The 12,860-nt window shown below is 54.7% G+C and carries 13 protein-coding genes and 2 pseudogenes; 9 read left to right on the forward strand and 6 right to left on the reverse strand.

The features are described from left to right. A partial coding sequence (locus JW937_02270) for an AAA family ATPase (GenBank protein MBN1586238.1) occupies nt 1-997 on the reverse strand: 997 nt, incomplete at its 3' end. A 182-nt stretch (nt 998-1,179) separates the two neighbouring features. Between JW937_02270 and eno the strand changes: the two genes are divergently transcribed. From eno to JW937_02290, 4 genes and pseudogenes are all read left to right on the forward strand, one after another. Beyond that, complete coding sequence (gene eno / locus JW937_02275) at nt 1,180-2,475, forward strand: phosphopyruvate hydratase (GenBank protein ID MBN1586239.1); 1,296 nt, start codon at nt 1,180-1,182, stop codon at nt 2,473-2,475. Continuing rightward, a complete protein-coding gene (locus JW937_02280) occupies nt 2,454-2,738 on the forward strand; it encodes a septum formation initiator family protein (GenBank protein MBN1586240.1) in 285 nt (94 codons plus the stop codon). The genes eno and JW937_02280 overlap by 22 nt, the downstream gene beginning before the upstream one ends. A gap of 139 nt (nt 2,739-2,877) precedes the next feature. After that, nucleotides 2,878-3,327: pseudogene (locus tag JW937_02285) on the forward strand (endonuclease). Nucleotides 3,328-3,777: 450 nt separating this feature from the next. After that, a complete protein-coding gene (locus JW937_02290) occupies nt 3,778-4,542 on the forward strand; it encodes an NAD(P)H-hydrate epimerase (GenBank protein MBN1586241.1) in 765 nt (254 codons plus the stop codon). Here the strand turns inward: JW937_02290 and JW937_02295 are convergent. The 3 genes from JW937_02295 to mnmA all read right to left on the reverse strand — a co-directional run bounded on the left by JW937_02295 (nt 4,529) and on the right by mnmA (nt 7,782). After that, the gene (locus tag JW937_02295) at nt 4,529-4,771 is read right to left on the reverse strand and encodes a hypothetical protein (protein ID MBN1586242.1); all 243 of its coding nucleotides are present in this window, start codon (nt 4,769-4,771) and stop codon (nt 4,529-4,531) included. The two genes, JW937_02290 and JW937_02295, sit on opposite strands and share 14 nt — an antisense overlap. Nucleotides 4,772-4,849: 78 nt before the next feature. After that, on the reverse strand, nt 4,850-6,664 hold the full coding sequence (locus JW937_02300; GenBank protein MBN1586243.1) for a tetratricopeptide repeat protein: 1,815 nt from the start codon (nt 6,662-6,664) through the stop codon (nt 4,850-4,852). Nucleotides 6,665-6,705: 41 nt separating this feature from the next. After that, nucleotides 6,706-7,782 (reverse strand): tRNA 2-thiouridine(34) synthase MnmA, encoded by a 1,077-nt coding sequence (mnmA, locus tag JW937_02305; protein MBN1586244.1) that lies wholly within the window; start codon nt 7,780-7,782, stop codon nt 6,706-6,708. 57 nt (nt 7,783-7,839) lie between these two features. Here mnmA and JW937_02310 point away from each other — a divergent pair, with 57 nt between their 5' ends. Continuing rightward, entirely contained in the window at nt 7,840-8,265 is a 426-nt protein-coding gene (locus tag JW937_02310) for an FxsA family protein (GenBank protein MBN1586245.1), read from the forward strand. Nucleotides 8,266-8,267: 2 nt separating this feature from the next. On the opposite strand, the gene JW937_02315 is transcribed toward JW937_02310, so the two are convergent. Next, nucleotides 8,268-8,960 carry a hypothetical protein gene (locus tag JW937_02315; protein MBN1586246.1) on the reverse strand — a complete coding sequence of 231 codons (693 nt, stop codon included), beginning with the start codon at nt 8,958-8,960 and terminating at the stop codon, nt 8,268-8,270. Nucleotides 8,961-8,980: 20 nt separating this feature from the next. Beyond that, complete coding sequence (locus JW937_02320) at nt 8,981-10,153, reverse strand: Na/Pi symporter (GenBank protein ID MBN1586247.1); 1,173 nt, start codon at nt 10,151-10,153, stop codon at nt 8,981-8,983. A 153-nt stretch (nt 10,154-10,306) separates the two neighbouring features. Between JW937_02320 and JW937_02325 the strand changes: the two genes are divergently transcribed. The 4 genes and pseudogenes from JW937_02325 to JW937_02340 all read left to right on the forward strand — a co-directional run bounded on the left by JW937_02325 (nt 10,307) and on the right by JW937_02340 (nt 12,770). Beyond that, nucleotides 10,307-10,654: a hypothetical protein gene (locus JW937_02325; protein MBN1586248.1), complete on the forward strand. Its 348-nt coding sequence runs from the start codon at nt 10,307-10,309 to the stop codon at nt 10,652-10,654. A gap of 424 nt (nt 10,655-11,078) precedes the next feature. Continuing rightward, a pseudogene (locus JW937_02330) lies at nt 11,079-11,312 on the forward strand (macro domain-containing protein). Between the two features lie 37 nt (nt 11,313-11,349). Further along, complete coding sequence (pdxH, locus tag JW937_02335) at nt 11,350-11,934, forward strand: pyridoxamine 5'-phosphate oxidase (GenBank protein MBN1586249.1); 585 nt, start codon at nt 11,350-11,352, stop codon at nt 11,932-11,934. Next, on the forward strand, nt 11,907-12,770 hold the full coding sequence (locus JW937_02340) for a PhzF family phenazine biosynthesis protein (protein ID MBN1586250.1): 864 nt from the start codon (nt 11,907-11,909) through the stop codon (nt 12,768-12,770). Before pdxH ends, JW937_02340 begins: the two co-directional genes overlap by 28 nt. Nucleotides 12,771-12,860 lie beyond the last annotated feature (90 nt).

Here is a 12,860-nt window from a genome sequence, read left to right on the forward strand (position 1 = left end):
CATCGCGCATGTTGATGGTGTCGCGCGTGCGGTCGCGCGTGGCAATGAGGGCGGATTCCCGAACCAGGTTGGCAATGTCCGCGGCACTCTTGTAAACCGCGCGCCGGGCCAGGCGCCCGAAGTCAATAGAATCATCGTACTTGAGCTTGCCAAAGTAAAATTTGAACAAGGCCTCGCGATCCTCCAAGCCCGGACGGTCCACATAAAGCTTGCGGTCAAAGCGGCCGGGGCGGCGCAGAGCCTCGTCCAGGTTGTTTTCGTCCGCATTGGTGGCGCCGATCACGATGATATTGGCGTCTTCCTTCAGGCCGTCCATCTCGGTCAGGAGCTGGTTTTGCGTGCTGTTGGTTTCTTCGGTTCCGCCAAAAGCGCTGAATACGCGCTTGCGCGCCACCGCATCGAGCTCGTCAATGAAGATGATGCAGGCCCCGTATCCATAAGCCATCTGCCGGGCCTGCTTAAAAATCTTGCGCACGCGGCTCGCGCCCACGCCCACAAAGACCTCTACAAATTCGCTGGCGGAGAGCGAAAGAAAGGGGACACCGGCTTCAGTGGCAATGGCCTTGGCCAAATAAGTTTTGCCGCAGCCCGGAGGCCCGAGCATCAGGATGCCGCGGATGATCTTGCCGCCGATGGCTTTGACGCGCTTGCGATCGCGGATAAGCTCCACTACTTCCCAGGCCTCGCGTTTGATTTCTTCCATGCCGATTACATCGTCCCAGGTGATGTTGACCTTTTCGCCTTTGACTTGGGAGGATTTCATCTTGGCAAAGCCGCCCCTCAAAAACGTCATGTACATGAGTACGAAAATGGTGGCATTAATCGTGACCAGGAGAATGCTCACCGGCATTTGGGCCAGGGTGAGATTGCGGTAAAAGGATTCCAGGGAGGAAAGTCCCCAAACCGCCAGCCCAAGGAGCAGGATGACCAGAGAGATGATCAAAATTTTGACCCAGTGGTTCATCCAGAACAGATGCAGTCTTGGGATGGGTCTCATGGTGCGTTTTCTCCTCTTTTTTAAAATCTTCAGATGAACAGGCTCCATAACTAGTTAGGAGCTAAAAAGACTAGCGTACACAAGACAACAAGTATAGCACTTTTTTGTAGTGTCCGGGTTTAGTTGACCGCCCTGTTTGTGGTGTGGTAATTTACCCCCTGAAAAATAAGGAGTTGTGAATAATGGCCATACCTATTCAGAAAGTCAAAGCAAGACAGATTATTGATTCCCGCGGCAATCCCACAGTGGAAGTGGATGTCTGGGTTGAGGGAGGGGTTCTGGGGCGCGCGGCTGTTCCCAGCGGCGCTTCCACAGGTGAATTCGAAGCCATTGAGCTTCGGGATGGTGACAAGAGCCGTTACGGGGGCAAGGGCGTAAGCAAGGCGGTGGACAATGTGAACGGCCCCATTGCCAGGGCCGTTCAGGGCGATGACGCAGCGGATCAAAAGGCCCTGGACCAGAAGCTCATCGGGCTCGACGGGACGGAAAACAAGGGCAAGCTGGGCGCCAACGCCATGCTGGGCGTGTCTATGGCCGCGGCAAAGGCTGCGGCGATTTCGCAGAATCAACCGCTCTTTCATTACTTGGGCGGGGACGAGGCGCGCGTGCTGCCTGTGCCGCTCATGAACATCCTCAACGGAGGGGTGCACGCGGACAATAACGTGGACATCCAGGAATTCATGATCATGCCGGTCGGCGCTCCGAGCTTTTCAGAAGCCATGCGCATGGGCTCGGAGACCTTCCATACCTTGAAGAAGATTCTGAAGGGCAAGGGGCTTTCCACTTCCGTGGGCGATGAAGGCGGTTTTGCGCCGGACCTCAAATCCAATGCTCAGGCCATTGAACTCATCCTCGAGGCCATTGAGGCAGCGGGCTACAAGCCCGAGACCGAGATTGCACTGGCCGTGGACGCGGCTGCGAGTTCATTCTATGTGAAAGACCGGCAGGTCTACCGCATGGAAGCGGAGAATCCGCAGGAGAAGAATGCTGCGGAGTTGGTGGCTCTTTACAGCCAGTGGTGCAAGAAGTACCCCATTGTCTCCGTTGAGGACGGGCTGGATGAAGAGGATTGGGCCGGCTGGAAGGAACTCACCGTGGCTTTGGGCGACAAGATTCAGCTGGTGGGCGATGACCTGTTTGTGACCAATCCCAAGCGTCTGCGCCGTGGTTTGGACGAGGGGATTGCCAATGCCATCCTCATCAAGCTCAATCAAATCGGTACGTTGACCGAGACCCTGGAGACCATGCGTTTGGCTGCGGATCACGGTTATGCGAATGTGGTGTCGCATCGTTCAGGTGAAACCGAGGACACGACCATTGCGCACTTGGCCGTGGCGCTCAATGCGGGCCAAATCAAGACCGGTTCCATCTGTCGAACCGACCGAATTGCCAAGTACAATGAGCTTCTGCGTATTGAGGAGCTGCTGGGCGATAAGGCCATTTACGGGGGACGGATTTGGAAAAAGGTCTGCGCCTAGGCTATTGGTTCTGGATTGGGGTGGGACTTGTAGCGCTGGCCGTTGCTTGGCTTTTGCCGGGCTTTTCGGAGCGCCGCGAACTGCAGGAAGAGTTGATTCGTTTGCAAAGCAGTCACGAAGAGCTTACTCGCGAGGTCAATGATCTCAAGGCTGAGCGGCAAGCGCTGTCTGAGGACCCATTAGCGATTGAGAGAGAAGCCCGGCGTACGCTGGGCTTTTCCCGTTCCAATGAGATCACCTTTAAGAAGGTCTCTGCCGAGTAGCTTTTACTTTGTCCCCGGACGGCTTGACAGGGGGAGAGGAAGTGTTAGGATAGGCATTCCGCTGGAGACCAGGGTCTCGGGCGAGTTCTTTCTGATACTGGCGCGGGGTGGAGCAGTCCGGTAGCTCGTCGGGCTCAAGATGGATACCCAGCTCAAATCCGACATTGCAGAATCTGCCGTTGTTACGGAGCTCTTGAAAAGGGGCTTTAACGTGTTTAGGCCTGTAGGAGATAGACTTCCTTATGACCTGGCCATTGACAGCGGGGGATGTCTCATTCGCATTCAGGTCAAGGGGGCCTGGTTCGAAGAATCCAAGGGTTTATTTACCTTGGATGTGCGACGAACCAAGACAAACAGGCATTCCATATTACGGACCAGGTATTGCGAAGAGGACTTTGATTTTGCAATTTTGTACGTGCCTGAGATCGAAGTCTTCTATGTAATCCCCGTAGAAGTGTTCATCAGCTATCGCAGTGGTGTTGGCTAGGTGGAACGCAATACGAGGCAAAGAAAACCTCGCTCTGAGGAGTACAGAGGACGATGGGAGTTGTTATCCGAGTGGGCTGCCCAGCCGGTGACGGCTGGGTGATAACCCGTCAAATTCGGTGAAGCCTGTTTGTCCGCAGGGACATTGGTAATACCGAGCCAAGTCCGCCATGGTTCGAGGCGGAAAGGTGTAGAGACTAGACGGCGGGCATGTGTCATGAAGTTCGGCACATGAAGGTATAGTCCAGACTACAAACTCATCTGTTCTGATGAGGCAGCGAAAGCTGTGGTGGTACGCATAACCCGAAGGTCGCAGGTTCAAATCCTGTCCCCGCTACCATATTCTTACAACCAAAAGTCTAAACAGGACTGCAGGTTGATCCAAACGCCCTGAGTAACCCTCGGGGCGTTTTTTTGTGGGGACATAATGTGTCAGCTGAACCGACTCAATTTTGTCTCCGGATAGCGAGCGTGAGGGACGGTTCTCGTGTAACTCCATGCTGCAAAAAGAATAGGCGAGAACCGTCCCTGCGATTCAGGTTATAATGCCCGCATGGATTCTGATTCTCCCTCCACATCCTCCAATTTCTACACTGATGAGGGCATTGCCGTGCCCATGGTCAGCGCTGATCTCATGCGCGAAATCGACCGCATGGTTGTGGAAGAGACCGGCCCAAACCTATACCAGATGATGGAAAACGCCGGGTGGAACACGGCCCTGCAGGCGATTGATATTTTGGGGGAGGGGTGGTCTTATGCCCGGGTGGTGGTTCTGGCAGGACCGGGCGGCAATGGCGGGGGCGGTGTGTGTGCCGCCAGACACTTGGCCAATCGTGGGGTGGATGTGGGCCTGTGCCTGGCCTCTCCGGGGAATCTCTGCGAGACCACGGATTACCAACGCATGGTTTTTCAGTCCACTGGCGGGAATGAAGTTGCCGCAGCCGGCCTTCCAGGCGAATCCGTGGACCTCATCGTGGATGCACTCCTCGGGTACAATCTGCAGGCCGCGCCCACCGGGATCTTTGTTTCTCTGATTCAGTGGGCCAATGCCTCGGGCAAACCCATATTGTCTTTGGATATTCCCACAGGCGTCGATGCCAGCACCGGTGAAACTCCGGGCGAATACATACAGCCCAGGCATACCCTGGCTTTGGCTCTTCCGAAATCCGGACTCCATCCGGGGCGCACCGGAGAGCTTTTTCTAACCGATATCGGGATTCCCAGCGGGGTTTATCATCGCATGGGCTTGCCCTACACAGGCAGTCCCTTTGGCAGGGACTTCAGGATTCCGCTTCATTACCGCTCTACCAGGCATTGAGGCTGTAAGCGCCGGAGTCCTCGATAATTTCGTTCTCTTCCTTATCCAAGACCCGGACAAATTGCCCGGCCCGTTCATGAATAATGCCGCGCGCATGTCCGTACCACGTGAGATCCTTGAAGTTGAGCAGCGAAATCTTGCACGCTTCCCGTATGAGCTGTTTTCGGGCAAAGCCCGCGAGGCTCTTCACATCGTCCGTGATATCGGTTAAGCGGCCGATTTGGTTCATTGTAGCGGCGGCCATCAGAAAATCGGTATTGACCGGGGCAATGTAGATCTTGTCGTAAGCTTTCCAGCATTCCCTATTTTATGGCGATTCAGGTTCACTGGACGGCCCTTTCTCCAAGCTCTGAAGGTTTTGCTTTGCTCCTTGGGACAGAGGGTCCAAATCAACAGAGTGCTCCCAGGCTTCCCTCGCCTCGGCACTGCGGCCTAAGTTGGCATAGCTCACACCCAGGTTATTCCAATCTGCAGCCGAATCCGGGTTTAGCTTTACGGCCTGTTGAAAAGTCACCAAGGCCTCCTCCAGCGCTCCGCTGTGCCCCAGGACCAATCCCAAATCGTGGTGGAACTTGGCGTCCTTGGGCCGCAGAGCAATGGCCCGGCGGTAGTGAAGTACAGCCTGTTCCCAGGAGCCTTTTGTCACAGCCAGTGTGCCCAAGAGCGCAATCGCGTCGGGATTCTCGGATTCACGCGCCAGCACTTCATCGGTGTAACGGGCAGCGAGCAAGTAGTCCTGTTGCTGAACCGCCAAGTGCGCGAGGTTGAGAGTCACATCGTTATCCGTTGGGTTGAGTTCTTTGGATTTGAGGTAATAGTGTTTTGCGCGTTCCGGGCGGCCTATTTGGTGATAGCTGTTTCCCAAATGCAAGGCCACGCGATAGCTCTGCGGAGAAAGACGCATTTCGCGGTGCCAGAAACTGAGCGGATCTTGCCACTGCTGGAGGCGCTCATGGATAAGACCGACAAAAATGGAGAAGAGCAGAACAATGCAAATGATTCCGCTGCGACGCTTTAGAAGACGCTCGAGCGACGGCGCGATTGCGAGTGCAAGCCCGGCCATGGAGAGGTAGAGCTGGTGTTCGCTCATGAGCCCGTGAAAAGGGAGAAGATGCAGGACGGGCAGTAAGAAAATTAGAAACCAGCCCAGGCCCAGGCTGATTGCAGGATGCTTTTTGCGGCAGGCCCACAAGGCTCCCAGCAAAAGCAATGTCACGGCCAGGCCGGACCACCACTCGGGATTTCCGACAGAAACTTGGGGTGGGTATTCGAGTTTTAAAGGCCAGGGGATGAGGGCGAGTCCCACATAGCGGCCCAAGACAAAGGGGCTGATGGAGGGGCCGCTCGCTCCTTGCGCGAACTCGGGTTGTGCGAGTTGGCCGAGAACGGAGGTTCGCCAGACCAAGTAGAAGAAGATGAGCACAGCCGAAGGGGCGAGCCGGCGCAATTGCCCCGGGCTTTTTTGCAAGCGGCCCGGGAGTTCTTGCCGTGAGTAAAGCAGACAAGCCCACAGACCCAAGGGCAGCATGATTGCGGTTTCTTTAGCAAAGAGCGCGAACACCAGGCAGGCATAGCTTCCGGCCAAGAAGGGGAAAACGGTTTTACCTGATTTGTCCCGCGCCGCACGCAGCCCAAGGAGGATGTATCCCATTCCAAAGAAGGCGAACAGAAGATCCCCGCGGCAGGAGACCCAAGCCACGGTCTGGGTTTGCACGGGATGCACCAAAAAGAGTGCTGCTGTGAGCCAGGCTGCGCGCATGTTTTTCAGTAAGACCTTGGCCCAAAGACAAACCAGGAAACCTGTACCCAGATGGAGGAGCAGTCCGATTGCGTGATAGCCGACTGGATTCAGTTTCCAGATGCTGTAATCCAGGGCGTAGCTGAGCGTGCGCAGCGGTCGCCAAATCCAAAAGCTGCCCGCAGAAGATAAGCTTCCACCGTCAGTGAAGTAGCTGAGCCAGCGCGAGAGGTCTTTGATGGAGGGATTCCAAACAATGAACGAGAAGTCGTCGTAGTAGAACGGGATTTTCAGTGCAGGCCAGAAGACAAGGAAGGTCACAAGCAAGAGGACGCTGAATCCCCAGATGGATTTTGATGGTGTGAGATCGGGATCACTGGGCATGAGGCTCAGGTACTAGTTATAGAAGAGAAGAGCCGGGAAGTCTAGTCGCTGCCTGGATTCGGCTCATCGATGATGCCGCCGCCTAAACAATAGTCCCCTTTATAGAAGATGGCGGATTGACCGGGCGCAATGCCGGAATCCGGGTTTTCCAGACAGACTTTGAGTCTTGATCCACTGCTGTCCAAGAATTGAATTGTACAATTTTCAAGATTGGAAGTGTGCCGGAGTTTTGTTTGGAGCACACAGTTTTGCGGGGGACCGCAGATCCAGTGTGTGTCCTTGACTTGGAAGTTTTGAAGGGATTTCTTGGAAAGCTCGGCGCTGTGGCTCACAAATAGGGTGTTGGACCCCACATCCTTGCGTATCACATACCAGGGGCCTTGGCTGAGCCCCAAGCCTTGGCGTTGGCCGATGGTGTGGAACCAATAGCCGGAGTGCTTGCCTAACACGCGTCCGCTTCGCTCCTCCACAATCAGGCCTTCTTTTTCACCCAAATGACAGCGCACAAAATCCGGATAGCTGATCTTGCCCAGGAAGCAGATACCTTGGCTGTCTTTGCGATTTTGAGTGGGCAGCTGGTATTTTGCGGCCAGTTCGCGCACCTGGCTCTTGGTGAGATGGCCGACAGGAAAGAGGATTTTACCCAGTTGCTCCTGGCTGAGCCGGCACAGGAAATAGGTCTGGTCTTTGACTGGGTCCGGGGAACGCTTGAGCCAGTGCAGGCCGGCTCTTTCCTCCACTTGGGCGTAGTGTCCCGAAGCGATCTTTTCAAAATGAGGGCCTATTCGATGGACAAACTCTCCGAACTTGATGCGCTGATTGCAGAGAATGTCCGGACTCGGTGTTCGGCCTGCGCGCAGTTCGCTCAGAGTGTGCTCTACGACCTGTTGGCGGTATTCCCTTTGCAAAGGAAGGATCTCAAGGGAAACCCCAATTTGAGCACATACTTTGCGGGCATAGTCCAAGTCCTCCTCCCAGGGGCAGTCCCCGAGAAAGGCGAGATCATCCTCCAGCCAGATTTTGAGATAGAAGGCGGTAATGGTGTGGCCCTCTTCGGCCAGGAGCCGAAGCGCGACCGAACTGTCCACCCCCCCGCTGAGTAACATGGCAATCGTCATACTTCTCCATTCGCGGTGCCAGGCACCGGGTTTAAGGTCAATGGTATACTAGCCTCCATGTTGCCATATCTCATTCTCCTGTTCACGCTTTTGCCCATGGCCGAGTTGGCTTTGCTCATCAAAGTGGGCTCCAATATTGGAGTTGTCAACACCATTGCCATAGTTGTTCTGACCGGGGTGGCGGGGGCAACTTTGGCGCGTTATCAGGGCTGGGTCACAATCTCCAAAATCCAACAAAGTCTGGCGCAGGGCTTCATGCCCACAGAGGAGCTCTTGGATGGAATGCTGATTCTGGTGGGTGGAATCACACTCTTGACGCCGGGCTTCATTACCGACACTTTGGGTCTGCTGGCCCTTCTGCCTCCGACCCGGGCGGTCTTCAAAACCTGGCTCAAGAACTCCTTTCAGGGCCGTGTCCAGCGGACGCGCACTTCTCAGCAGAACCAGGTTATCTACACTGAGTGGGAAGACTCTGACACATAGTCTTACGGTGAAGTGTCATTCACCTCATGCCGGCTTTTTTCGTCAAAGAAATCCAGACTGGAGATCGGAACAACAACCGACGAGGTGATATTGGCTAGGTGCGCAGCCAGGCGCTTGAGATGCCTCGCCAAAAGTGTCATGCAAACGGCCTCATTTGTCTCAAGATTGGATTTGGCCAATCTGTGGATGACTTTGTCGCAGCGCTTGATGATCGTGCGTTCCAGTTGGATGATTTCGTGTGCGGCGCGTTCATCGGACTTGATAAAGGCCTCCCTGGCTTTGAGGAAGAGCGCAGGGAGCTCCTGGTCGGTATTTTCAAAATAATCCTTTAGAAGCTCCGGAGAGAGAGGTTTCTCGAGCAGTTCAGTGACCTCGTACAAATTCTTACAGTAATCCCCGAGCCGTTCCGCGTCTTTGACGACACTCATGAGCACCAAGCAAGCGGGCACATCCACGCCCGGCTGGAGGGACAGGTGCTCCACAATGCGCCTGCGGATCTCGCGCTCCAAGCGGTTGATCTCTCGATCTAAACTGTAGATTCGATCCTTCAGGTCCGCAGACGTCTCTTTTCCGTGCAGCTTTCGATACGCCTCTGTGAACATGACTTCTCCGTCGCGAAGCATACTGTCGAAGTCTCCGAGGACCTGACTGAGGAATTCCTTCCCTTTCCAAAACGCGATCAAATTTTTCAGCATACCGAACCTCCGTGTGATGCCTACTTGGTGAGATAGATGACGATACCTGGAATGACAAAGAAAACGCACAAGATGTAAATGATAGCGAACCACCATCGGCGTGTGACAATGCCGGCAAGTGTTTCTGCTAACCAAATGGGGATGCGTCGCATAAACCGGATTGGGTAAAAGATGAGGATTGCGTAGACGTTGAACAAGAGGTGCACGAGGGCAACGGCTACAGCGGTGCTATTGCCGGTCATGGACGCCAAGAGTGCCGTGACTGTGGTGCCTACGTTTGCGCCCAGCGTGACGGGGTAGACTTGAGTCACAGTCAGAATACCGGCTCCCACCATTGGCACAAGAACCGATGTGGTGATCGAGCTGGACTGGACAAAAGCAGTAAAAAGCATACCCACGATCATTGCTTGAATCCCGGACCGGCACAGCACACGGTGAAAAACTTCTTCGCTGCGAGAAGCCACGAGCCGGCGCATGACTTGGACCAGACCTGTAAGCGAGAGGACCAGAAGTACAAAGGACATGGCGACAAGCGTCCACCCCATCGCTGTATGAGAAAGATGGATCGTGTCCGTTAGAAGATGCTTAATGCCGTCAATGGCGGGCTTAATAATGGTCTTGACCGGACTGGTGAACTTAAGGCCTTCCATGCCTTCCAAGGAGGCGGACAGGAAGATGGCGCTTCGCTCGAGAATATGAGTGTAAAGCTCGATGGGTAAGAGTATGCCTACGGCGAGCAGATTGAAGAAATCATGGACGGTGGCTCCAGCATAGGCCCGGCGGAACTCCTCTTTCCGGGTCACATGGCCCATGGCCACGAGCATATTAGTGATGGTTGTGCCCACATTGGCACCCATCAGAATGGGGACCGCGTTTCGGATGGGCAGGCTTCCTCCAGCTACCATACCGACAATGATCGAAGTGGTGGTCGAAGAACTCTGGACCAGGGAAGTGGCGATCACACCGATCATCAAGGCGACGATAGGATGTGCCGTGGTGTTGAGGACTTTGGCAGCAAAGCCGTTGCCCAACGCCTTGAAACCTGCGCCCATCAGACCTATGGATAATAGAAATAAGTAAAGCAGAAGGATCCAGAATAGGAACCGGAACAGCGCAGAGAACTTAGACTCTGCGGGTTTCTGGGGGGACTTCGAAACCGCGTATTCGCAAGCTCCAGGTTTGGTCAGTTCCATCGGGGCAGCAGTATGGCTCACTAGATTTCATGGACTTAAGATGATGGCTGAGGGACGCGGTTCTCCGGAAGGAGAGCCTGCGTTTGTCGTGTATAATACATCGGAACTCAGTTCAGTCAAGAATTCTGATTATTTTAGATTTAGGGGGAGCCTGTGAAAGACATTCTCAAGGATGTGAAGCGACAATGGTATTTTTCGGCCATCGTGGTCTTAAGCCTGGCCGTTGGGGCGGCGTTTGGGCGCGGGCTGGATTTGGCGCTTTCCAGCTATTTTCGTTGGGGCGGACTTTCAGTGAGTGAGGTTGCGCTGATTAACACACTTGAGATGGGATTGATTCCAGTCTTTGGCGTGCTTGCCGTGGGCTTTGGCCTGGAGTGGCCCAAGGACCGGATTTGGGCTCTGGCCTGGAAGGTTTTTGTGGTGGGTGCTGCAATGGGCTCTATTGTAGGAACAACTTGGGCCATGGGCTGGCAGCACGCGACTTGCGGGTTTATCCACTAGATATTCCGGGATTAGATAAAGGAACGGCGATCAAGAGGCTCAGCTCCTGATCGCCGTTTTGTCGTTAATAAGAGTCGGGCTAGGCGACGGGGGGTCAATAATGGGGGCAAGGACCCCCGGTCGCCGGCATGGGGGAGGGTGGGAGGTGTAGGGGACACCCCCCCTTGGCCTTTTGGGGTTCGCCCGACAATGGAGTTTTCAAAGAGATCAAGAAGGTCTACGGTGTTGGATAGCAGCTTACGTGCCAGGCTCTGTAAATGGTTGAAAAAGCTTTGAACAGGTGAGAATTTGGAGGATTGGGAAACTTTGCAAAAGACTCCTCTGAATTAATCGGCGTCCTCAATTTTCGGCAACCGGTGAGTCTCTGCAACAGCGATCCACCAAATTCAGGGAGGAATCATGATGCAGCTGCTATCTGCGATCCATGGCTCTGGCCTAGGAACTGGGCGTAAGCACAATCGCCTTTCCTTCGATCTCTACCGGCGTGTATCATTTTCCAATAGAGCTGGCAGCGCCCATTGCGGTTCAGGCCGTGAGAGAGGCCCTTTTCGGTGCCCCCTCAGTGGAGGGTGTGTACTTTGTTTGTTTTTCCAAACCAGATTACGATGTATATCATAAAACTCTAAACGCGGTGCCAGGCACTGGTGCCAGGCACTGATGCCTGGCACTCAGAGTCAGGCTAGCAAAGGTGCACAATGGATCTCTATGCCGAAGCCCTTAGCCGGCTCAACAAACTCTTGGAACAAGCCAAGAGCACCTCACTCTTGGAACCCGCGTCCTTTTCTCTGGCCACAGCGGACAGTGCGGGGCGCCCCTCCGTGCGCACGGTCTTAGTCAAAGGGATTGATGAGCGCGGTTTGGTCTTTTATACAAACTTGAATAGCCGTAAAGCCCGGCAGATAGCGGACAACCCAAACGTGGCCTTGTGTTTTCATTGGGATCCGATTTGTGAACAGGTCTTGATTGAAGGCAAAGTCGAGGCCGTTTCCGATGCAGAAGCCGATGCCTATTGGAAGAGCCGGCCGCGCGAGAGTCAGATCGGCGCATGGGCTTCTCTGCAATCCAAACCACTGAAGACACGTGCATTGTTGTTGGCGCGCGTCGCCAAATACTCTCTCAAACACATTGGCTCGGAAATTCCCCGTCCTCCGCATTGGTCCGGTTTGCGGGTTAAACCTGTGCGCTTTGAGTTTTGGTCCTCCAAGCCCGCACGGCTTCACGAAAGAATTCTCTATGAGAAAAGAGAAGGACAATGGCACCGAAGTCTGCTCTATCCCTAATCAAGAGTTGGAGAGGAAAACGGGGTACTCCCGTAGACTCGGTTGAGACAATTCACCATGTGGATGCCTTCACCGATGTTCCCTTCCATGGAAATCCTGCTGCCGTGTGTGTGCTTCGGCATCCGCGCGCTTCACAGTGGATGCAAGAGGTGGCTGCGGAAATGAACCTCTCGGAAACGGCTTTTCTTTGGCCTCAGGCAGGGAGCTATATCTTGCGTTGGTACACGCCGGCGCTCGAGGTGGATTTGTGTGGCCACGCCACCTTGGCTGCGGCGCATGTTCTGTGGCAGGGGGGTTGGGCTGCGCTTGAGGAAGAGATTACCTTTCACACCCGAAGCGGGATACTCACGGCGCAGCAGAGCGAGATGTGGGAGGAATGCATTGAGCTGGATTTCCCTTCCGAGCCCGCTGAAGAAGCCGAAGCCCCCAAGGGGCTTGCCAAAGCTTTGGGAGTAAAGCCTGTCTTTGTGGGCAAGAACCGGATGGACTATTTGGTTGAGGTGGAGTCTCCGCAAATCCTTTGCGATGTGAATCCGGATTATGCGGCTTTGGCCGGGATTGAATCTCGCGGGGTCATCCTCACGGCCTGTTCAGATCAGAAAGACTGTGATTTTGTTTCCCGCTTTTTTGCTCCGCAGTCCGGGATTCCCGAAGACCCGGTCACCGGTTCTGCGCACTGCTGCCTGGCCCCGTACTGGTCCGGAAAACTAAGTAAGCCGGAATTGTTCGCCTACCAAGCCTCTGCCCGCGGGGGGTGGGTGCGTGCGCGCATGGAAGAGGACCGTGTGATCCTCGGCGGCCAAGCCGTGACTGTGATGCGGGGGACTTTGCTCTAGCCCGGATATTGCACGAGTCTCCGGCAAAAGATGCCGGAAACGACCGGTACTGCTGCGTTGTGCTCTCTCGGCCGTCCTCACCGTATCGCA

The organism is Candidatus Omnitrophota bacterium (genome assembly GCA_016929445.1).
In the GTDB taxonomy this organism is placed as follows: Bacteria; Omnitrophota; Gorgyraeia; order JAFGIU01; family JAFGIU01; genus JAFGIU01.